A 20,824-nucleotide genomic window follows, 5' to 3' on the forward strand; every position below is an offset into this window, starting at 1 on the left:
GACGGCTGACCACGAACGCGAACGCGACGAACGACGACCGGGGCCCCGCACGTCCTCCGTGCGGGACCCCGGTCGTCGTCGGTGGGCCGGAGCGGACCGGCTTACCCGAGGAGGCCGCCCACCAGACCCGGCTGGCCGGTGGACGAGCCGCCGCCGCCCCCGGAACCGCCGCTCGGCGTGCCCTCGCCGCCGGTGCTGCCGCCGCCGGAGGTCGGGCCGGTGGTGGTGCTCGGCGCCTGCTCGGCCGGGGAGGACTGCTGCGGCGGAGCCTGCCCGGCGCTGCCCTGAGTCTGGCTGGGCGTGCCGCCGGTGACCGTGCCGGTGTCCTGCGTCGCGCCCGGGGTGGTCGTGCCGGCGGACGGGCTGCCCGTACCGGCGGTGGTGCCCCGGGTGGGCGACGTGGACGCGGACGGCGTGCGCTTCTTCGGCGAGGCGTCGGGCTCCTGCGGAAGCGGGGAGCCGGGGAGTTCGTTGCGCGGGGACTCGCCCGGGCCGGGGACGACGACGCGGTCGGCGTCGCGCACCGCGCCGCCCAGCAGCGAACCGGTGAGCAGGGTGATCCCGCAGACGATGGCCGTGACCAGGGCGCCGCGGCGCAGGACGTAGCGGCGCAGGTCCCAGATGTCGGCGCGGGGGCCGAGGCGCCGCCAGGCGCTGCCGGCCAGGCGGCCGTCGACGGAGTAGACGGGGGCGCCGGCGATGATCAGCGGCGACCAGGCCGCGAGGTAGATGATGTCCGGCGTGTCGTACACCGGGACGCTCTTCCAGCTGACGGTGACCAGCAGCGCGGCGGAGAGCAGCGCGCCGACCACGGCGGCCACGCGCTGCCAGCAGCCGAGGACGGTGAGGACGCCGACGATGACCTGGAGGAAGGCGATGACGAGGCCGGAGCCGACGGGGTGTTCGAGGGCGAACTGCCGCAGCGGCTCGGCGACTTCCCAGGGGTGCAGGGTGTTCAGCCAGGTCACCATGGAGCCGCGCTTGCCGCCGTCGAAGTAGACGGGGTCGCACAGCTTGCCCATGCCGGCGTAGATGGAGATGAAGCCGAGGAAGACGCGCAGCGGCAGCAGCACGACGCCCAGGTTCATCCGGCGGCCGGGGTAGTAGGCGTGCCGGGCCGGGTCGTCGCCGTGGCGCCGGGTGCGGCGTGCGTCCTCGTCGGCGGCGGGCCGGGAGCCCGTGTCCTCGAACGCGTCGTCCCCGTAGCCGCCCGCGTCGTGACCGCCCGGGTCGTAGGCCGGTTCGTCGTAGGCGCTGCCGACGGTGCGCATGGGCGGCAGCAGCGGGCCGCCGCCGTGGGTGCGCTGGGCGCCGACGACCGGCGTCTCCAGGGTGGCCGGGTCGTCGGCGTAGTCGTAGCCGGTGCCGACGCGCGGGATGACCTGGGTGGCGCCGGCGTCGGCGAGGGGCTCCTCGGCGTGGCGGACGCCGTCGTGCCGCACGGCCTGGAGCAGGCGGTGGGCTCCGGTGTCGTCCGGCGCGGACCGGCCGCTCCAGACGACGGGACGGCGGCGCGGGGCGCCCGGACCGGCGGCGCCCATGGTGGTGACCACGGGGATGCGGGCGGTGTCCTGGGCGGCGCTCAGGTGCCGGGCGATCCGCGGTGACTGGACGCGTCGCGCCGAGACGCCCAGCTGCACGCGGAAGCTGGCGTGATTGACGATGACCTGCGCCGGATCGCTCGGCACCTTCACCATGCTCAGCGCGGGAGTGTCGTCGAGTCCCAACGAGCGGTCCCCCGTGGGCGTGCGGGGTGTTCTGGTGTCCACACTCATCTAACCGAGTGACACGGGGTTAGGACACTGCCTTGACCGGCCGGATGTGTCCGGACCCCGTCAAGCCGGTTCGGGCCGCCCGGAACACTCCGTGTGGGTGATACCGCCGAACACGCGTTCAGGCCCGGCGGCGCGCCACCTCGTACAGCACGATGCCCGCCGCGACACCGGCGTTGAGCGACTCCGCGCCGCCCGGCATCGGGATCCGCACCCGGACGTCACAGGTCTCGCCGACCAGCCGGGACAGCCCCTTGCCCTCGCTGCCGACGACGATGACGACGGGCCCGTCCAGCGCGGCCAGTTCGCCCAGCTCGGCCTCCCCGTCGGCGGCCAGGCCGACGACCGTGAGCCCGGCCTTCTTGTACGCCTCCAGGGCGCGCGTCAGGTTGGTGGCGCGGGCGACGGGCGTGCGCGCGGCCGTACCGGCGGACGTCTTCCAGGCGCCGGCGGTCATCCCGGCGGCCCGCCGCTCGGGCACGACGACACCGTGCCCGCCGAAGGCGGAGACGGAGCGGACCACGGCACCCAGGTTGCGCGGGTCGGTCACCCCGTCCAGGGCGACGATCAGCGGGTCCTGGCCCTCGTCGTGGGCGCCCGCGACCAGGTCCTCGGGGTGCGCGTACTCGTAGGGCGGGACCTGGAGCACCAGGCCCTGGTGGTTCAGCCCGTTGGTCATCCGGTCGAGCTCGGGGCGGGGGGCCTCCATGAGGTGGATCCCGCCGCGGTCGGCCGCGAGCTGGAGCGCCTCGCGCACTCGCTCGTCGTTGTCGATGAACTGCTGCACGTACAGCGTCGAGGCGGGCACGCCCTCGCGCAGCGCCTCGACGACCGGGTTGCGGCCCACGACGAGCTCGGAGGCCGACCGGCCGCCGCGCCGCTGCGGGGCGCGGCCCGTCGCGCGGCGCGCCTTGGCCTGGGCGGCCCGCTGCTTGGCGTGGCCCTTGCGCATCTCGGCGGGGGGCGTGGGGCCCTTGCCTTCCAGGCCCCGGCGCCGCTGGCCGCCGCTGCCGACCTGCGCGCCCTTCTTGCCGGACATGCGGCGGTTGTTCGCGGCCATGAGGTACTCGTCTCCGTGAAGTCGTGCGGTGGACGCGGGGTGCGCGTCCCGCGATGGCGTCCGATGGGTGCCGCCCCGCGCGTGGTCCGTGCGGTGCGGTGCTGCTGTGCGGTTGTGCGGTTGTGTCCGTGCCCGTGCGGGACACGCGGTCGCCGTCGGGTACGTGCAGTGTGCTGGTACGTGCAGTGTGCCGCCCCGAGGTCCGGGCGGCACACCCGGTACTCGGTACCGATGGTCCGCGTGCCGTCTCCCGGGTCCCGTCCGCCGGGGCGCCCCGTGACCCGGTCCCGGCGGGGCCTCAGCGCGGGCCGAGGCTCCAGCGCGGCCCCTGCGGGCTGTCCTCGATCACCAGGCCGGACTGGTTGAGCTGGTCACGGATGGCGTCCGCGGTCGTCCAGTCCTTGCGGGCCCGGGCGGCCTCCCGCTGGTCGAGGACCATGCGCACCAGGGTGTCGACCACCCCGTGCAGATCCTCGCCGCGGTCGTCCTCGCCGGCCCAGTGCGGGTCGAGCGGGTCCAGGCCGAGCACGCCGAGCATGGCGCGGACCTCGGCGAGGCGGGCGACCGCCGCCTCCTTGTCGTCGGCGGCCAGCGCGCTGTTGCCCTGCCGGACGGTGGTGTGCACCACGGCCAGCGCCTGCGGCACCCCGAGGTCGTCGTCCATGGCCTCGGCGAAGGCGGGCGGCACCTCGGCCGACGGCTCGACGGCGCCGGCCTTCTCCACCACGCGCTGGACGAAGCCCTCGATCCGCGCGAACGCCGACTCGGCCTCGCGCAGCGCCTCCTCGCTGTACTCGATCATCGAGCGGTAGTGCGGGGTGCCGAGGTAGTAGCGCAGCACGATGGGCCGCCACCGCTTGACCATCTCGCTGACCAGCACCGAGTTGCCGAGCGACTTCGACATCTTCTCGCCGCTCATGGTGACCCAGGCGTTGTGCACCCAGTACCGGGCGAACTCGTCGCCGAAGGCCTTGGCCTGCGCGATCTCGTTCTCGTGGTGCGGGAAGATCAGGTCGAGGCCGCCGCCGTGGATGTCGAAGGCGGTGCCCAGGTACTTGTGCGCCATCGCCGAGCACTCCAGGTGCCAGCCCGGGCGCCCGCGGCCCCACGGCGTCTCCCAGCTCGGCTCGCCGGGCTTGGCCGCCTTCCACATGGCGAAGTCCCGCGGGTCCCGCTTGCCGGTCTCGCCCTCGCCGGACGGCTGGAGCAGGTTCTCCAGCTCCTGGTTCGACAGCCTCAGGTACGCGGGGAAGGAGGTGACGGCGAAGTAGACGTTGCCGTCGGCCTCGTAGGCGTGGCCGCGCTCGATCAGGCCGCGCATCATCTCGACCATCTCGGTGATGTGGCCGGTGGCGCGCGGTTCGTAGGTCGGGGGCAGGCAGCCGAGGGCCTGGTATCCGTCGGTGAAGGCCCGCTCGTTCTCGTAGCCGATGGCCCACCAGGGCCGTCCCTGCTCCGCCGACTTCGCGATGATCTTGTCGTCGATGTCGGTGACGTTGCGGACGAACGTGACGTCCAGGCCGCGGTACTCGAACCAGCGGCGCATGATGTCGAAGTTCAGCCCCGAGCGGATGTGCCCGATGTGGGGCGCCGCCTGCACGGTGGCACCACACAGGTAGATCGAGACGCAACCCGGCTGGAGCGGGGTGAAGTCACGGATCTGCCGGGCGCTGGTGTCGTACAGGCGAATAGTCACCCCTCCAGGGTAGTGGGCCCCGGAGGGTGCGTGTGCCTCCACCACCGAGCCGCCCCGGGCGCGGCGAACGGGCCTGCGGGGACCCGTGCGGGGCTGCGGGGGTACGGGGCTGGGGTATGGGGGCGCGTGCGGTGCCACGGGGGCACGGGGCGGGGTGCCCGCGCCGGGTGCGGGCTCCGTCCGCTGACGGGCGCCGCCTGCGGGCGGGCGCCGCGCGCGGAAGGCCCTGGCCCGCGCGCGGGCTCCGCGCGCGGGCTCCGCGCGCGGGCGCCAGCCACAACCTGAACGAGCCACGCACGAGGACGGGCTCGCACACCGGCGCCCTCCGCACACGCGGTCACGCGGACGGGCTCCGCGCGGGCGCCGACCCCCGCGCGGAGCCCGTCCGCGGGCGGACCACGGCCGTCAGTCCGTCCGCACGCGGACCACCAGGGCGGTGGCCACCGCCATCAGCCCTTCGTCGCGCCCGGGGAAGCCGAGCCCGTCCGTGGTCGCCCCGGAGACCGACACCGGTGCCCCGGCGGCCTCGGAGAGGATCCGCTGCGCCTCGTCGCGCCGCTTGCCGATCTTGGGCCGGGGCCCGACGACCTGCACGGCGACGTTGCCGATGCGGAACCCGGCCGCCCGTACGATCCGGGCGGCCTCGGTCAGCAGGGTGACCCCCGAGGCGCCGGACCACTCGGGCCGCCCGGTGCCGAAGTGCTGCCCCAGGTCGCCGAGGCCGGCCGCCGAGAACAGGGCGTTGCAGGCGGCGTGCGCCACGACGTCCGCGTCGGAGTGCCCGGCCAGGCCGGGGCCCTCGCCCTCCCACTTCAGTCCGGCGCACCACAGCTCACGGCCGTCCTCGAAGGCGTGGATGTCGGTGCCGATGCCGACCTGGGGAAGCGGCGGCAGCGCGGCCGACGGATCGGGAGCGGCGCCGTGCGGCTCGGGAGCAGCGTGCGTCTCAGAAGCCATCGTTGAGCCTCCTGCGGGCCAGGACCGCCTCGGCGAGGACCAGGTCCAGGGGACGGGTGACCTTGAACGCCTCCTCGTGGCCCGGCACGGTGACGACGGTCAGGCCGAGCTGCTCGACCATGCTCGCGTCGTCGGTGACCTGCCCCGTGACGGTCGCGTGGGCGCGCACCAGCGTGGCCCGGTCGAAGCCCTGCGGGGTCTGCACCGCGCGGAGCACCGACCGGTCCGGCGTGGCGACGACCGCCTCCGGGTCGCCGGGGGCCGTGGCCGGCTCGACCTGCTTGACCGTGTCGGAGAGCGGCAGCGCGGGGACGACGGCGGGCGCGCCGCCCCGCACCGCCTCGATCACCGCGTCGACGGTGTCGACGGGGACGAGGGGCCGGGCCGCGTCGTGGACGAGCACGATGTCGTACTCCTCCGGCAGCGCCTCCAGGCCCAGCCGGACGGACTCCTGGCGGCTCTCCCCGCCCGGCACCACCAGGAAGTCGGTGCGTTCGGGCAGGACGTGCGCGTCCAGCAGCGTCCGTACCTCGGCGGCTCCGTCGGGCGGGGCGACGAGGACGACCAGGGAGACGGAGCGCGAGTCGGCCATCGCGCGGACGGCGTGGATCAGCATGGGCGTGCCGCCCAGCGCGCGAAGCGCCTTCGGGGCGCCCGGGCCCAGTCGTACGCCCCGTCCGGCGGCCGGGATGACGGCCGCCGTACGGCGTGTCGTACGGTCGGACGCGCCGTGCGCGGGGTTCTGCGACGGCGGGATGAGGGGATCGTCAGACATCGGTTCCTGTCAGGTTTGTGTGCTCGGCCTACCTGGGTATGGCCTGGGCGTACCCACCGCTCCGAGGAGCGGAGGGATGACCGGGCGTGACGACTCGACCAGCCCCTTCCGTGACTCTGGTCGAGGCGGGACGCCCGGACCGGTGTGCCGGGTGCGGGACGTGAGTGATGGCACAGCCCGCGCGGTCACGGCACCCGTCCGGTGTACGGACGGACGGCACCTCGCGTCGCCGGCCGCGCCGCACGCCGTGGCCGTTCGCGGCCGCGCAGTCGTATCAGTACCAGGCAGTCAGGCAGTCGTATCAGTACCGGGTGGCCGAAGCGGGCGGCGGGAGCGGTGGGCGGCGTGGGCAGCCGTCCGGACGTCCGACCGGCACCGGCCACGCGGCGCACCGTCCGGTCTCCGGGTCCGGTGCGGAACCGGGTGGCGGTGGCGGTGGCGCGCCGGTGACGTCGTGACACGCCGTGACCTGGCGTTTCCGGAGGTCGGGCCCAGCTGTCCGCGTCCTGGGTCAGCACCTCTCGGGGATCACACCGCCCCGGGAGCGGACATGCCGCAGCGCCCGGCGACGACATCGCGTTCGTCATCGGGCACCGCGGCATTTCACTGTGCTGTGCTTGCTGTGCGCTGGGAGCGCCGAGCGAGCAGCGCTCCGCCTCGGCTCAGGAGGCGAGTACCTCGTCGAGCAGGGCCTCGGCCTTGTCCTCGTTGGTGTTCTCCGCGAGCGCGAGCTCGCTGACCAGAATCTGGCGCGCCTTGGCGAGCATGCGCTTCTCGCCGGCGGAGAGTCCGCGCTCACGCTCACGACGCCACAGGTCACGCACGACTTCCGCGACCTTGATGACATCGCCCGAGGCGAGCTTCTCCAGGTTTGCCTTGTAGCGACGGGACCAGTTAGTGGGCTCTTCGGCGTAGGGTGCGCGGAGCACCTCGAAGACTCGGTCCAGCCCTTCCTGACCGACCACATCGCGTACGCCGACGAACTCCGCATTGTCCGCTGGCACACGTACCGTCAGATCACCCTGGGCGACCTTCAGCACCAAGTAGGTCTTGTCCACGCCTTTGATCTGGCGAGTTTCGATAGCCTCGATCAGCGCGGCCCCGTGATGGGGATAGACCACGGTGTCGCCAACCTTGAACGTCATGTGACAGGTACCCCTTCCGTGGCTATCCAGGGTAACACGGATACGACGGGTTCTGAATGACGTTTTCGCAGGTCAGGGCCATTCTCGGGGCTTGACAACCGCAACATGAACGTGCATCGGCCGCCGAACGGAAGCAGGTATTCGCAGGTCGGAGCGGCTCTCCGGGGCAGAGGAAAGACGCACGTCACACCCACCCGAAGGCCGCCACGGGCGACCGAAGCTACCCAAATGTCCGGTTCTACATGCTCGACTTCCGCTACTCCGTTCGGTGCGCCGTCGGGGTTCCGGCCGAATCGGATATTGATCTTCACAGGGACCGTTGAACGGCCGGTGATCAATTCCCGCGGGACGTCAGCACATTCCTGCGGGGAAATGCCGACCGGCCGACCGGGCTATGCCACGCGCACCCGGGTGACACTCCCGGAGTAATGCGAATGCCCACCGGGTCTCACCGGGTCTCGCCGTCTCCCACGCGCCTCACCGACACGGTCACGTCCCACCTCCCACGTCCCACTGCGTCTCCCTCGTCTCCCTCGCCTCTCGCATCCCCCGATGCGTCTCACCGGTGCGTCTCACCGTTCCCCTCCCGAATGCAGCGACCGGCCCTCCCCTCAGGCGCTCGTGCCCCGGGGCCCCGGGGAGGTGCGCGGGGCAGGTCTCGCGCACCTCCCGCCTCTCCCGACGCACGAAGAGGCCCCCCACGCGGACCGGTGGGCCCGTCGGTGCCCGTCGCTCACGGGGCCCGTGGACCGCGGACCGCGGGCGGCTTCTCGGGGGAACGGGGCCCTTCCGGGGAGGGTCGGGTGCGGTCGGGCGGGGACGGCTCGGTAACCTGAGGCCGCTGACAGACCCTTAGGGCGGCTTTACAGGTCGCCACGCTCGAGTCCAAGGAGTTGCCGCCGCCGTGAGCAGCAGCCTTCGACGCGGTGCCCTCGCCGCCGCCGCCATCGCGTTCTCGGTCGTCTCGCTCTCCGCGTGCGCGTCCGGCAACAACGCCGAGACCCTCCAGGTCAAGCCGGACAACGCGGCCACGACCGTCGGTGACATCAAGGCCCAGAACGTCGTCGTCATCACCCAGCCCGACCTCGAGTCCACGGGCCCGGCCGTCGTCTCGGCCACGTTCTTCAACGAGGGCTCCACCGACCAGACCCTGGAGTCCGTCACCATCCCGGGCACCGGCAAGACCGCCGAACTGTCCCCCGCCGAGGGCGGCAGCCTGACCGTGCCGGCCGGCGGTTCGCTGATCCTGGGCGGCAAGGGCAACGCCTCCGCCGTCCTGCCCAGCAGCCGTGAGGCCGTCCAGGACGGCAACGCGCAGAAGGTCACCTTCACCTTCAGCAAGACCGGCGACGTCTCCCTCCAGGCGTTCGTCCAGCCGGCCGAGGACTTCTACGCCGAGTGGGGTCCGAGCAAGGCCCCGGCCACGCCGCAGGCGCAGCAGAGCGAGGAGCCGTCCGCGGACGCCTCGGCGTCCACCGAGTCCGGCGCTCCCTCCGACGCCCCGTCGGGCAACCCCTCCAGCGCCGCCTCCGCCAGCCAGCCGGCTGGCGACTGACCCACCGCCGAGCGTCGCCCAGGCGCACGCGGACACACGTAAGGGCGGGACCCGGGTGCTGCACCCGGGTCCCGCCCTTGCGTCGCGCCCGTTCACCGAACCGACCGGCCCACGGGACCCACAGGACCCACAGGACCCGCCGACGCGCCGTCCGCAGCTGCGGCCACGGACGGCCACTGCTACGGCTACGGCTACGGCTACGGGAGCGGCTGCGGCTACGCCTACGGCTCGAACTTGTAGCCGAGGCCGCGGACCGTGACCAGGTAGCGCGGAGCGCCGGGGTCGGGCTCGATCTTGGCGCGCAGCCGCTTGACGTGCACGTCCAGGGTCTTGGTGTCCCCCACGTAGTCGGCGCCCCAGACCCGGTCGATGAGCTGCATCCGGGTCAGTACCCGTCCGGCGTTGCGCAGCAGCATCTCCAGCAGGTCGAACTCCTTCAGCGGCAGGTCCACCTTGGTGCCGCCCACGGTCACCACGTGCCGGTCGACGTCCATCCGGACCGGGCCCGCCTCCAGGGCGGCCGGCGTGACCTCCTCCGGCTCCCCGCGGCGGCGCAGCACCGCGCGGATCCGGGCGACCAGTTCCCGGGAGGAGAACGGCTTGGTGACGTAGTCGTCGGCCCCTATCTCCAGGCCGACCACCTTGTCGATCTCGCTGTCCTTGGCGGTCACCATGATCACGGGGACGTTGGAGCGGTTGCGCAGCTGGCGGCACACCTCGGTGCCCGGCAGCCCGGGCAGCATCAGGTCGAGGAGGACGAGGTCGGCGCCGTTGCGCTCGAACTCGTCGAGGCCGTCGGGCCCGGTGGTCGCCACGGCGACCTCGAAGCCCTCCTTGCGGAGCATGTACGACAGGGCGTCGGAGAAGGACTCCTCGTCCTCGACGACGAGCACTCGGGTCACGGAAGGACCTCCGGGGAGGGAAGCGTTTCGTACGCGGATGAGTCGGAAGCGTGGGGGGTGGAGGGGGACGACATGTGGGGGGACGACTGGGGGCCGGCGGACACGGAGGCGGACGGACCGCCGCGCGGCTCGGCGGGCGAGACGGTGGACGACTCGGCGGGCGACTCCATGTCCGGCGGAGCCGACGTAGGGGACGACCCGGCAGGGGACTCGGCGGGCGACATCGTCGATCCGGCGGACGACGTCGTGGACGATCCGGCGGACGGGGCCGTGGACGACGACCCGGCGGACGGGGCCGTGGACGACGACCCGGCGGACGAGGCCGTCGGTGACGCGTCGGGCCGGCCGTCGTTGATCGTCTCGTCGTCCGTCTCGTCCGCCGTCCCATCGACCGTCTCGTCGGCCGTGCGCGAGGCGCGGTCACGGCTCGCCGGGGCTTCCGGTAGGCGCAGGGTGAAGGTTGAGCCCTGGCCCTCGGCGCTCCACACGGTGACGTCACCGCCGTGCGAGGCGGCCACGTGCTTCACGATCGACAGCCCGAGGCCGGTGCCGCCGGTGGCCCGGGAGCGGGCCGGGTCGACGCGGTAGAAGCGCTCGAAGACGCGCTCCTTGTCCTTCTCGGAGATGCCGATGCCCTGGTCGGTCACGGCGATCTCGACCATGGGCCCGCCGGCCAGGCGGACCGAGCGGGCCGCGATGCCGACCCGGGTGCGGGCGGGCGAGTAGTTGACGGCGTTCTCGACGAGGTTGCCGAGCGCGGCGGCGAGCTGCCCCCGGTTCCCCCACACCCGCAGGTCGGCCGCCCCGTCCGCCGTACCGTCGCCGTCCTCGTGGGGGCCGTCACCGGCGCCCACGTTGGTGGCCATGGTGATTTCCTTGGTGCCGGCGGCGTGCCGGCAGCGTTCGATCGCCTCGGCGACGAGCTCGGAGACCCGGACGGGTTCGGAGTCCTCCAGGGGGTCGTCGTTCTGGACCCGGGAGAGGTCGATCAGCTCCTGGACCAGGCTGGTCAGCCGGGTCGCCTCGATCTGCATGCGCCCGGCGAAGCGCTCCACGGCCTCGGGGTCGTCGGCGGCGTCCATGACGGCCTCGGACAGCAGCGACAGGGCGCCGACCGGGGTCTTCAGCTCGTGGCTGACGTTGGCCACGAAGTCGCGCCGGACCGCCTCGATGCGGCGGGCCTCGGTGAGGTCCTCCACCAGCAGCAGCACCAGCCGGGAGCCGAGCGGCGCGACCCGCGCGGAGACTGCGAGGGCCTCGCCCCGGCCGGTCCCGCGCCGGGGCAGGTCCAGCTCGACCTGCCGTATCTCGCCGTCGCGCCGGGTGTCGCGGGCCATCTTCAGCATGGGTTCCACGGCCAGCTTCCCGCCCCGCACCAGCCCGAGGGCGTACGCGGCGGAGCTGGCCTTGACGACGCCGTCGGCCTCGTCGAGCACCACGGCGGAGGAGCGCAGGACGGACAGCACGGTGTCGACCCCGCGCGGCAGCACGGGTTCCGTGTGAAGGGAGGTACGCGTGGGGCGGCGCTGTTCGCGCTCGCTCCAGCGGAACGCCAGCATCGCGATGACACCGGTGAGCACACCGGCGATCGCAGCCGCTGCGGCGACCGCCGCGTTCAGGTCCATGCCCCCAGGTTAGGCATGGGCCGCGCGGTGGCCCCAGCCGTCCGGGGGCGACCTCGAACACTCGTCGCCCAGAGTTCACCTCGGAGCCAGGGATGGTTCATGTGAGGTGGTGGAAGCGGACGCGTGACCGTCGCACCGTGGGAGCGTGGGGTTCGGACCGTCGGTGGCGCGGGCCGCGTACCGCCGCCCGCGTGACGGGCACCCGCCCCCGAACCCCGTAGGGGCCCAGGCCGCTGGACCCCTGAGACACCCAGGAGAGGAACCCTGATGCGGGACGCGTACCACGAGGAACTGGATTCGATCGGCGACGGTCTGGTGGAGATGGCCAGGCTGGTCGGGTCGGCGATCGGGCGCGCCACGACGGCCATCCTCGACGCCGACCTGAAGCTCGCCGAGAACGTCATCGAGGGCGACCTGAAGGTCGACGAACTCCAGCACGACCTGGAGGCCCGGGCCATCACCCTGCTGGCCCGGCAGCAGCCGGTCGCCACCGACCTGCGGATCGTCGTCACGTCGCTGCGGATGTCGGCCGACCTGGAGCGCTCCGGCGACCTCGCCCAGCACGTCGCGAAGCTGGCCCGGCTGCGCTACCCGGCGCGCGCGGTCCCGCGTGACCTGCACGCCACCATCCTGGAGATGGGCCAGCTCGCGCAGCGCCTGATGGCGAAGGCGGGCGAGGTGATCATCACCAAGGACGTCGACCTGGCGCTCCAGCTGGAGACCGACGACGACGCGATGGACCTGCTGCACCGCACGCTCTTCCAGCACCTGATGGACGACCGCTGGAAGCACGGCATCGAGACGGCCGTCGACGTCACCCTGCTCGGCCGGTACTACGAGCGCTTCGCCGACCACGCGGTCTCGGTCGCCAAGCGGGTCGTCTACCTGGTCACCGGCGAGCACGCGGACGAGATCCAGGCCACCGACCTCCAGCAGGAGATCCCGCCGGCGCCGGCGCCGGGGTCCGCGCCGGAAGGGGCCTGACCACGGCGGTCTGACGGGCCCCGCGGGGCCGGGGCGGGGGCGGGGTCGGGGCCGGGGCCGTCCGGGGGACGGCGAGGCCCTGGTCCGACCCGCCGGACGGTACGGGCCGGTCGGCCCGGTTCGGTACGGGACGGTCCGTGACGGTCCGTGACGTACCCCGCCGGGCGGTCCGGGGACGTCAGAGGGCCGTCGCCCCACGGTGCGAGCGCGGCTCCGGTGTGACGGGAGTCGCGCTCGCCCCTGCGTCCGCGCCGCGTGCGCATCACGCCCGCGTCCCCCTTCACCGGCGGCCCCGTCGGCTTCGCGTCGCTTCCACCGGTGTCCCCGTCGGCTTCGCCTCGCCTTCGTCGGTGTCCCCGCCCCCGTGGGCGCGAAGGGGCGGGCGGGGGTGGGCCGGGGGCTCGCCGGTGCGGGCCGGGCGCGCGTGAGCCTCAGTGCGCCGTTGATGCGCCCGGCCGGGCGGGCATCCAATGGGCACAGGCACCCGTTCCGAGGAGGGACCCATGGCCGAGACCCCCGGCACGACACCCGACCCCACGCAGGAGCGCGAGACCGAGCAGCCCGCCGAGATCAGGAACCTGACCCTGATCGCCGCCTGCGGCTGCGGCTCCGGCTGCGGCTGCGGGTGCCAGTCGGGCAGCCCCTGTCAGTGTGGCTGAGACCCTGACTCCAGGGACCCCGTAGGGACCCCGTAGGGGCCCCGGAACAGCGGGCCGTACGGACCGGGCACGCGTCCGGCCCCCGGTGAGGTGCACCGGCGGGCCGGACGGCCCGTGGCTGCCTCCCCGACACCTCAGAGCTGCCCAGCCCTGCTGAGGGTTTCCCATGCCTGCCCAGGACGGCTCCGTGCCGGCCCGTGCCGCTCACGAGGCGCCGACCTCCGGCTTCCGCAGCACCGGCCCACCGGGGGCGCCCGCCTCCGTCCGGCCGCCCGCATCCGCACGGTCACCGTCCGGCCCGGTGCCCTCGCCCACGCCCTCCACAGCGACGGACGACTCCTCGGCGGGCAGCCTCCGCATCAGCAGCGCGTACCCGAGTCCGGCCACGGTGCCGATGACGGCACAGGTCCCCCACAGCCACTCCGCGCCGAACCGGTCGATCACGAACCCGGACATCAGCGGGGCGACGAGCGAGGCGACGGCCCAGGACATGGTGTACATGCCCTGGTAGCGCCCCCGTCCGTGCACCGGTGACAGCCGTACGACGAGACCGGTCTGCGTCGGCGCGTTGACGATCTCGGCGAGCGTCCACACGCAGACGGTGAGCGCGAAGACGCCGACCGACCCGGCGAACGCGGTCAGCCCGAAGCCGTACCCGGCGAGCACCGACGAGATCACCAGCAGCCGGCCGGGGTCGCGGTGCTCGATGAACCGGGTGACCGGGATCTGCAGGACGACGATGAGCACCCCGTTGACGGCGATGGCCAGGCCGTAGTCGGCCGGGGTGAACCCGGCCGCCCCCATCGCGACCGGCAGGCCGACCGACCCCTGCATGAAGATCAGCGCGACCAGGAACGACAGCCCGACGACCCCCATGAACCGCCCGTCCCGCAGCACCGTCCCCAGGCCCACGGACGCCTCGGACACCGCCCCGGCGGACCGCACCGGCCGGGACTCGGGGATCTTCACGAAGACGACGACGGCACAGGCCATGGTCATCGCCGCTTCCAGCAGGAAACCGGCGAGGTAGCTGTACTCGGCGATGAACCCGGCGGCCATGGCGGACACCGCGAACCCGAGGTTGATGGCCCAGTAGTTGAGGGAGAAGGCGCGGATCCGGTCCTCGGGCCGGACGATGTCCGCCATCATCGCCTGCACGGCCGGCCGGGAGGCGTTGCTGGCCATGCCGACGAGGAACGCGACGGCGGCGATGGCGACCGGGTGGTACACGAACCCCAGCAGGGCCACCGACACCGCGGTGGACGCCTGGGCGACGAGCAGCGTGGGCCGCCGTCCCAGCCGGTCGGTCATCACGCCGGCCCCCAGCGAGGACAGCACCCCGCCGAGCCCGTGCAGGGCGGCGACCAGGCCCGCGTAGGTGGCGGAGTAGCCGCGGTCGAGGGTGAGGTAGAGCGCCATGAAGGTGGCGACGAAGCCGCCGAGCCGGTTGACCAGCGTGCTGGTCCACAGCCACCAGAACGCCGGGGGCAACCCCGACAGGGTCTCCCGGAGCGCGCGCCGCGCACGGACGACGGATGACATGGAACCCCCCGGAAGGACGGCGCCCCTCCCCGGAGCGCGTCGACGGCCACCAGGGGGTGTAAGCACCCCCCGCCGAGGACACACCTTACGAATGCCGCGCCCCGCCGAACCACCCGATTAACAGATCCCGTCAACCGTCCGCTGTGCGGGCGGCACGCGCGGCTCGCGCGGGCCTTCGATTACCCTCGGCCCCATGGCCGACGCACCGTACAAGCTGATCCTCCTCCGCCACGGCGAGAGCGAGTGGAACGAGAAGAACCTGTTCACCGGCTGGGTGGACGTCAACCTCACCCCGAAGGGCGAGAAGGAGGCGACGCGCGGCGGCGAGCTGCTGAAGGAAGCCGGCCTGCTGCCCGACGTGCTCCACACCTCGCTCCAGAAGCGCGCGATCCGCACCGCCCAGCTGGCGCTCGAGTCCGCCGACCGCCTGTGGATCCCGGTCAGCCGCAGCTGGCGCCTGAACGAGCGTCACTACGGCGCCCTCCAGGGCAAGGACAAGGCGCAGACCCTCGCGGAGTTCGGCGAGGAGCAGTTCATGCTCTGGCGCCGCTCCTACGACACCCCGCCGCCCCCGCTCGCCAACGACGCCGAGTACTCCCAGTTCTCCGACCCGCGCTACGCGACCCTCCCGCCGGAGCTGCGCCCGCAGACGGAGTGCCTGAAGGACGTCGTCGTCCGGATGCTCCCCTACTGGTTCGACAACATCGTCCCGGACCTCCTCACCGGCCGCACGGTCCTCGTCGCCGCCCACGGCAACAGCCTGCGCGCCCTGGTCAAGCACCTGGACGGCATCTCGGACGCCGACATCGCGGGCCTCAACATCCCGACCGGCATCCCCCTGCACTACGACCTCGACGCCGACTTCAAGCCGGTCAACCCGGGCGGCACCTACCTCGACCCGGACGCGGCAGCTGCCGCGATCGAGGCGGTCAAGAACCAGGGCAAGAAGAAGTAAGCGGTACTGATCAAGCCCCCTGCCTGCGGTTTTCTCGCGGGCAGGGGGCTTTGTCGTCGGCTGAGGTTCGTGCCACAACCGTGCCAGATGCAGGGGTCAGCCACGGTCAAGGCCGGTGCTCCGCAGTCGAGTGGCCGCCCGCTGCCTCGGTCGGCGAAGCCGCAGCTCAGCCCGCAGATCCCCTGGCCTTTCTCCTGAAGCGGGTGTGCGTGAGCCAGCACGTGAAGGCGCCATGTCACCATCGGATCATGCTGACCGAGGAGGACGCGCGCCGACTGGTGCTTGCCGAGATTGACGACGTGCGGAGCCACGTCACGTACGACCTTCAGATCCTGCGCGTGGAGGCCTTGCCGTTCGGGTGGATCTTCTACTGGGGGGCAGTCTGGGACGGTCAGAACGGACAGCGCCCTCGGTTGGGAGGCAACGGTCCTTACCTTGTGGATCGTGAAAACGAGCGGTTGATCCGAACTGCCACCAGCATCCCCATAGCTCGCCAGATCGAGGACTACGAACGCCGACTGCGACGCGAAGCTCACGCCCGAAACACGACAGCGAAGCAAGCTGCGCAGCAGCCATGAGTGCCCAACTGCGTGACGACGCCCACGAACGACGGCGGACGGGTGGGACGTCTGCGGACCATCAGCGCAGGTGAGTGCCACACCAGTCCAGGGCCGAGCCCCCAGCCAAGTCGCTTCGGGACGAAGAGGTCTTGAGCTAAAGGCCGTCGCGCTCGACCAGTGAGCCGTCAGGGCTCAGTGTGTAGAAGCGCGGCGGATCCGTGTCCTCAGCAGGTCTGCGCACCTTCGCTTCCTGCTCGGCGGGACCGAGCCCGTATGGGTCCCGCACGTGGAATCCGTACAGTTCGATGGCGTCCGCGTCGACGTCGTCGGGCTCGGGACGGCCCTCTTGAATGAACCCGCAGAGCGCCCGCAACGCGTCCTCGCCCAGGTTCAGAGGGTGGAAGGGCAGGGCGTACGGCTCTTCCTCCTCGCCGGGCCAGGGAACGATGTCGGCCGGGCGGTCGCCGGCCCAGTAGGGCAGTTCGAAGGGGAGCGGTTCGCCGATGTTCTCGATGATTCCGCTGGCCGGCGACAGGCTCAGGGAGCGGACGAGGCGCCCGTCCTCCCACACGGCGAACGCCAGCCAGTCGACGACGCTGTGCATGGCGTGCAGGACGAGCCGTCGGCCGGTACTTGCCGCCACGAGGTGTTCCGGGAGCTGAGAAGGGACGTCGATCATCACTTCCTGATCACCGATGATCTCCACATCCGGCCAGCTCGCTGCGCACACCGTCCCCTCCGGCGGGTATACGCCGTCCCCGAGATGGGAGCCCCCGCACTGTTCGATCTCCCGACCCGGGTAGAGCCGCCGCATCATGGTGACCGTCCGGTCAAGGTCCGCCGCCCCCACGCGCCGCAGCAACCCCGGCACGTCGCCGTCCGCGTACACCAGCAGCCCCGTCTTGGCTCCCAAAGCCCCTCCCCAGAGCGTTGCCTAGTAGTGGGCGCACCCTAGCCGCACGCACTGACAAGGCGGCTCAACCTGCCTGCCCGGCTGGGCCGTCTCTTGGCCGTCCGAGGCTGCTCGGCAGTGGCCGATGACGACCGACGACGACCACCAGGCGCACCATCCCACCGCCCCTGAGCAGCGGAAACGCAGGTCACCAAGATCCCCGACAGCACCCAGGGCAAGAAGAATCAGGCCCGCACGAGCAAGCCCTCTGCCCACGGGTTCTCCGCGCGCAGAGGGCTTCATCGTGGGTCCTGTGGTTCCACCGCACGGCCCGGCGCACAGGAGCCGTTTCCCGGGCGAGAGAGTCTGGTTGCCGGAGGGCCGCCGGTGACCGGCTTACCCGTCTGGCCTGTCGGAGGTGCCGGATAGTCTGCGGGGATGAGTGATGCGACGTGGGGCGCCCTGGCGGCGACGGATCTTCAGGAAGTGCGGCGCCGTGCGGCCGTCGTGCACGACGTGGTCGGTGCCGAGCCGGTGGCGGTGCCCGGTGCGCGCCGGTTGGCCTGGAACGACGGCGGCGGTCAGTCCACCGTCTGGTACTTCACGGAGGACGGCCGCGCGCTGCTGCTGACGTTCGACCACGAGTCGGACCTGAATCTGTACGCGGAGGAGGACTTCGCCCTCCAGGAGTCCTTCTTCAGGGGCGTCCCCGAATCTCTCGTCGCGCTGCTCCGCGACCGCCCCGAGAACTACGAGTCGCTGAACCTCACCGACCCGGAGACGCAGCGGACGATCCACTACGCGGGTGGGGTGTTCTGGTACGACGGCTCCCGCTGGCACATCGCCGACGGGGTGGCGGAGCACTGTCGGCAGGAGGGCCTGGACCTCTTCCGTGAGTCCGGCTTCGACTACTGCCTGCAGGTCTACCGCTTCGGCCAGAGCCTCACCCCGGAGACGTTCACGGCAGTCCGCGACGAGCGGGGCCGGTACCAGGACGAGGAGGAGAAGGCAGCAGACCTGGCCCGCCTCCAGGAGATCTTCGCCCGGCATGACTAGGCCCGCCGTGACAGCCCCGGGGGAGTCCTTCTTCGGCGCTTCCCGCGCGGCGGCGACGGGCTCTCGGCTGCTCCGACGTAGGGCCGCGGGACCGGCCCGCGAACCGGGGCTGTGCGGACACGCGCCCGGCTAGGATTCCCGCCGGACGTAGCCGTAGCGCAGAGGTTGTCGCGCGCGGTCTCCAGAACCGCGAGGACGCCGGTTCGAATCCGGTCGGTTATGTCCGTCCCGTCCCCCTGGGTGCCCGTCCCCGACGGCCGGCGAATCCCGAGGGCGTCCCCGCTCCTGTCCTGGTAACGTCCCCGGCATGTCTGCTTCTTCGAGCGCGGCCGCCTGCGCCGCGGTGACCTGGACGTCCCGCTAGCGGCGGGACGTTCGACGCACGTCACTTCTCCTGGACGTCCAGTCGCTTCGTGATCCGATCGGAGCGGCACGTTCGTGCTGCTCGGAGCCATCTCTGAGCGACGGAGCACCTGATGCTTCCAGGCATCCTCTCTTCAGGCGGGCGCTCCGGCCCGTCTTCCGTGCGCGCATGGCTGGTGCTGTGCGCGATGTCCATGTTGCAGTTCCTCGTCGCGGTCGACGTGACCGTGGTCAACATCGCCCTGCCCTCGATCGGCGCCGAGTTCGACGCCGGCGGGCATGCGCTCACCTGGGTCGTGGTCGGGTACACGGTCACGGGTGGCGGGTTGCTGATGCTCGGTGGCCGGCTGGGGGATCTGCTCGGGCGGCGGCGGGTGCTGCTGCTCGGCACCGGCCTGTTCGGGGCGGCCTCCCTGCTGGCGGGGCTGGCGCCGACGTTTCCCCTCCTGGTGGTCGCGCGTCTGGCTCAGGGGGCCGGTGAGGCCGTCGCGCTGCCCGCCGCGATGGCCGTCGTCGTCCTGACATTCCCCGAAGGGCCGCGCCGGTCACGGGCCTTGGGCGTGTGGGCGGCCGTGGCGAGCTGTGGTCTCGTCCTCGGGTTCGTCCTGTCCGGGTTCATCACCGCGCACTGGGGGTGGCGGTGGATCTTCCTGGTGTCGGTGCCGTTCGTCCTGGTGGTGATGGCGGCGGCCGTGCTCCTGGTCGAGCGCGAGCGGCCGTCGACGGGGGACGCGCCGCCGCTGGACCTGCCCGGCGCGCTGCTGCTGACCGTGTGCCCGTTGCTGCTCGCCTACGGTGTCGTGGAGGCCGGCGAGCCCGGATCGCCGGGCTGGGTCACCCCCGCGGCGCTGGCCGGTGCGGTGGCCGCCGGGGCCGTGTTCGTGCGGGTCGAAGGGCGTGCGCGTCACCCGCTGTTGCCGCCGCGGTTCTTCGCCCACCGCACGCGGGTTCGCGCCAACGTGACGACGATGCTGCTGAGCGGCGCGCTGTCGACGTCGTTCCTGTTGTTCACGTTCCACCTGCAGGACCGGTCGGGCCTGGGCCCGTGGGAGGCGGGCGTGACGATGGTGCCGCTGGCGGTGGCGTTGATCGCCTGCTCGGTGTTCGCGCCGCGCCTGCTGGGCCGATGGGGAGCGCGGGTGTGCGTACGGGCCGGGATCGGGTTCACCGCCGCCGCGATGGCCGTGATCGCCCTCGTCTCGGCGGTGGGGGCGGGTGGGGTCGCGCTGATCCCGGCCATGCTCCTGATCGCGGCCGGGATGGGCTTCGGTCTGGTGGGGTTGCAGTACGTCGCGGTCAGCGGCGTCACCGAGGACGACGCCGGGATCGCCTCGGGCGTGCAGCGCGCGGCGGATCAACTGGGCGGCGCCACCGGGGTGGCCGTCTGCGTGGGGGTCGGGTTCGCTCCCGCCCTGCACTCCGTCGACCCGTTCCTGGTCGCCACCGCACTGGCCGACGTGGGGCTGGTGGCCGGGGCGGTCGTGGCCCGGCGGCTGCCCGCGTCGGTCCCCGGAGGGGGAGCGGCGCCTCCGGGGACCGACGCGGGTGCCTGAACAGGCCGGGTGACGCGTCGTCCGTCGTCTCCTCGTCCGTTGTCTCCCCGTCCGTCGTCCGCGTCCCGTCGGGCGTGCCGTCCCGGAGTCCAGGCGGCACGGCCCGGCGGGGCGCCCCGGGACACCGAGCGGTCGGTACCGGCTGCCATCCGGTCGGGACTGCCGGGCCTGCCGGGCCTACGGCCCGATGGGCATTTGCCGGTCACCCCCTTGCCGCGGGCCGTGGGCGCCGTAGCCAACGGTTGAGCCACACGTAGGCCGCCAGCGTCAGGGCCCCGCGTGCCATGAGTTCGGTCCACAACGGCCAGGCGCCGACGGCGGCTTCGGCCGACCCCGACGCCACGCACAGGAGGGCGAAGGTGAGGGCGCCCGCCAGGGCCACGGCGAGGACGTAGTCGGCGCGCACCGTGCGGTGGCGGCCCAGCCGGGTTCCCAGGAGGCCCGAGGGGATCTGGACCAGGACGTGGAAGCTCACGCAGACCAGGACGAGGGCCAGGGGGACGGCAGCGGGTGCATCCGCCGTGGGATCGCCGCCCGGCGTCACGTCGTAGGCATCCAGGGTCCAGGTCAGGGGTACCAGGAACGTGAGGAGCAGCAGCGCCCCGCTCAGGTGCATGGCGGCGAGGTGCACTGCCGCGCTCTGGACCGCCCGCTTCGCACGGCTCCCCGCAGAAGCGGTCCGTGGTCGTCCGGCCGTCATCCGTTGTCCCCCTCGGCCTGTGTGCCTCGGCCTCCCTCCACCCGCACCGCCTCGCGATGCCGTCGTCGTCGGC

General features: G+C 72.6%; 18 protein-coding genes and 1 tRNA gene. 8 read left to right on the forward strand and 11 right to left on the reverse strand.

All coding sequences use genetic code 11. From position 1 onward, the window contains the following. Nucleotides 1–101 precede the first annotated feature (101 nt). The 6 genes from AC02VZ_RS19730 to AC02VZ_RS19755 all read right to left on the reverse strand — a co-directional run bounded on the left by AC02VZ_RS19730 (nt 102) and on the right by AC02VZ_RS19755 (nt 7,405). The gene (locus AC02VZ_RS19730; RefSeq protein ID WP_476476002.1) at nt 102–1,775 is read right to left on the reverse strand and encodes a DoxX family membrane protein; all 1,674 of its coding nucleotides are present in this window, start codon (nt 1,773–1,775) and stop codon (nt 102–104) included. Nucleotides 1,776–1,893: 118 nt separating this feature from the next. After that, nucleotides 1,894–2,832 (reverse strand): 23S rRNA (guanosine(2251)-2'-O)-methyltransferase RlmB, encoded by a 939-nt coding sequence (gene rlmB / locus AC02VZ_RS19735; RefSeq protein ID WP_432054758.1) that lies wholly within the window; start codon nt 2,830–2,832, stop codon nt 1,894–1,896. Between the two features lie 298 nt (nt 2,833–3,130). Continuing rightward, complete coding sequence (gene cysS / locus AC02VZ_RS19740) at nt 3,131–4,528, reverse strand: cysteine--tRNA ligase (protein WP_476476003.1); 1,398 nt, start codon at nt 4,526–4,528, stop codon at nt 3,131–3,133. 405 nt (nt 4,529–4,933) lie between these two features. After that, nucleotides 4,934–5,485, reverse strand: a complete 552-nt coding sequence (ispF, locus tag AC02VZ_RS19745; protein WP_476476004.1) for a 2-C-methyl-D-erythritol 2,4-cyclodiphosphate synthase — start codon at nt 5,483–5,485, stop codon at nt 4,934–4,936. Further along, nucleotides 5,475–6,260, reverse strand: coding sequence for a 2-C-methyl-D-erythritol 4-phosphate cytidylyltransferase (gene ispD / locus AC02VZ_RS19750; protein WP_476476005.1), 786 nt, complete (start codon nt 6,258–6,260; stop codon nt 5,475–5,477). Before ispD ends, ispF begins: the two co-directional genes overlap by 11 nt. A 662-nt stretch (nt 6,261–6,922) precedes the next feature. Beyond that, nucleotides 6,923–7,405 carry a CarD family transcriptional regulator gene (locus AC02VZ_RS19755; protein WP_006380568.1) on the reverse strand — a complete coding sequence of 161 codons (483 nt, stop codon included), beginning with the start codon at nt 7,403–7,405 and terminating at the stop codon, nt 6,923–6,925. Nucleotides 7,406–8,309: 904 nt separating this feature from the next. On the opposite strand from AC02VZ_RS19755, the gene AC02VZ_RS19760 reads away from it, so the two are divergent. Beyond that, complete coding sequence (locus AC02VZ_RS19760; RefSeq protein WP_432054762.1) at nt 8,310–8,960, forward strand: copper chaperone PCu(A)C domain-containing protein; 651 nt, start codon at nt 8,310–8,312, stop codon at nt 8,958–8,960. Between the two features lie 221 nt (nt 8,961–9,181). Here the strand turns inward: AC02VZ_RS19760 and phoP are convergent, their stop codons facing one another. Next, on the reverse strand, nt 9,182–9,862 hold the full coding sequence (gene phoP, locus AC02VZ_RS19765; protein ID WP_432054763.1) for a two-component system response regulator PhoP: 681 nt from the start codon (nt 9,860–9,862) through the stop codon (nt 9,182–9,184). After that, nucleotides 9,859–11,487 carry a sensor histidine kinase gene (locus AC02VZ_RS19770; protein ID WP_476476006.1) on the reverse strand — a complete coding sequence of 543 codons (1,629 nt, stop codon included), beginning with the start codon at nt 11,485–11,487 and terminating at the stop codon, nt 9,859–9,861. Before AC02VZ_RS19770 ends, phoP begins: the two co-directional genes overlap by 4 nt. 267 nt (nt 11,488–11,754) lie before the next feature. Here AC02VZ_RS19770 and phoU point away from each other — a divergent pair, with 267 nt between their 5' ends. Both phoU and AC02VZ_RS19780 read left to right on the forward strand, forming a co-directional pair. Beyond that, nucleotides 11,755–12,471 (forward strand): phosphate signaling complex protein PhoU, encoded by a 717-nt coding sequence (gene phoU, locus AC02VZ_RS19775; protein WP_476476007.1) that lies wholly within the window; start codon nt 11,755–11,757, stop codon nt 12,469–12,471. 503 nt (nt 12,472–12,974) lie between these two features. Further along, entirely contained in the window at nt 12,975–13,130 is a 156-nt protein-coding gene (locus tag AC02VZ_RS19780) for a hypothetical protein (RefSeq protein WP_362101546.1), read from the forward strand. Between the two features lie 204 nt (nt 13,131–13,334). On the opposite strand, the gene AC02VZ_RS19785 is transcribed toward AC02VZ_RS19780, so the two are convergent. Then, entirely contained in the window at nt 13,335–14,672 is a 1,338-nt protein-coding gene (locus tag AC02VZ_RS19785) for an MDR family MFS transporter (RefSeq protein ID WP_476476008.1), read from the reverse strand. A 193-nt stretch (nt 14,673–14,865) separates the two neighbouring features. Between AC02VZ_RS19785 and AC02VZ_RS19790 the strand changes: the two genes are divergently transcribed. Then, nucleotides 14,866–15,627 carry a phosphoglyceromutase gene (locus AC02VZ_RS19790; RefSeq protein WP_164338846.1) on the forward strand — a complete coding sequence of 254 codons (762 nt, stop codon included), beginning with the start codon at nt 14,866–14,868 and terminating at the stop codon, nt 15,625–15,627. Between the two features lie 248 nt (nt 15,628–15,875). Further along, on the forward strand, nt 15,876–16,205 hold the full coding sequence (locus tag AC02VZ_RS19795) for a hypothetical protein (protein WP_432054767.1): 330 nt from the start codon (nt 15,876–15,878) through the stop codon (nt 16,203–16,205). 136 nt (nt 16,206–16,341) lie between these two features. Here AC02VZ_RS19795 and AC02VZ_RS19800 read toward each other — a convergent pair whose 3' ends face one another. Then, nucleotides 16,342–17,100, reverse strand: coding sequence for a DUF6928 family protein (locus tag AC02VZ_RS19800; RefSeq protein WP_476476009.1), 759 nt, complete (start codon nt 17,098–17,100; stop codon nt 16,342–16,344). Nucleotides 17,101–17,517: 417 nt separating this feature from the next. Between AC02VZ_RS19800 and AC02VZ_RS19805 the strand changes: the two genes are divergently transcribed. From AC02VZ_RS19805 to AC02VZ_RS19815, 3 genes are all read left to right on the forward strand, one after another. Then, nucleotides 17,518–18,135: a hypothetical protein gene (locus AC02VZ_RS19805; protein ID WP_432054769.1), complete on the forward strand. Its 618-nt coding sequence runs from the start codon at nt 17,518–17,520 to the stop codon at nt 18,133–18,135. Nucleotides 18,136–18,282: 147 nt separating this feature from the next. Beyond that, nucleotides 18,283–18,357, forward strand: a tRNA-Trp gene (locus AC02VZ_RS19810). A gap of 329 nt (nt 18,358–18,686) precedes the next feature. Then, nucleotides 18,687–20,051, forward strand: a complete 1,365-nt coding sequence (locus AC02VZ_RS19815; RefSeq protein ID WP_476476010.1) for an MFS transporter — start codon at nt 18,687–18,689, stop codon at nt 20,049–20,051. A gap of 202 nt (nt 20,052–20,253) precedes the next feature. Here AC02VZ_RS19815 and AC02VZ_RS19820 read toward each other — a convergent pair whose 3' ends face one another. Then, on the reverse strand, nt 20,254–20,667 hold the full coding sequence (locus AC02VZ_RS19820; protein ID WP_476476011.1) for a hypothetical protein: 414 nt from the start codon (nt 20,665–20,667) through the stop codon (nt 20,254–20,256). Nucleotides 20,668–20,824 lie beyond the last annotated feature (157 nt).

The organism is Streptomyces sp. 3-6, assembly GCF_056323165.1.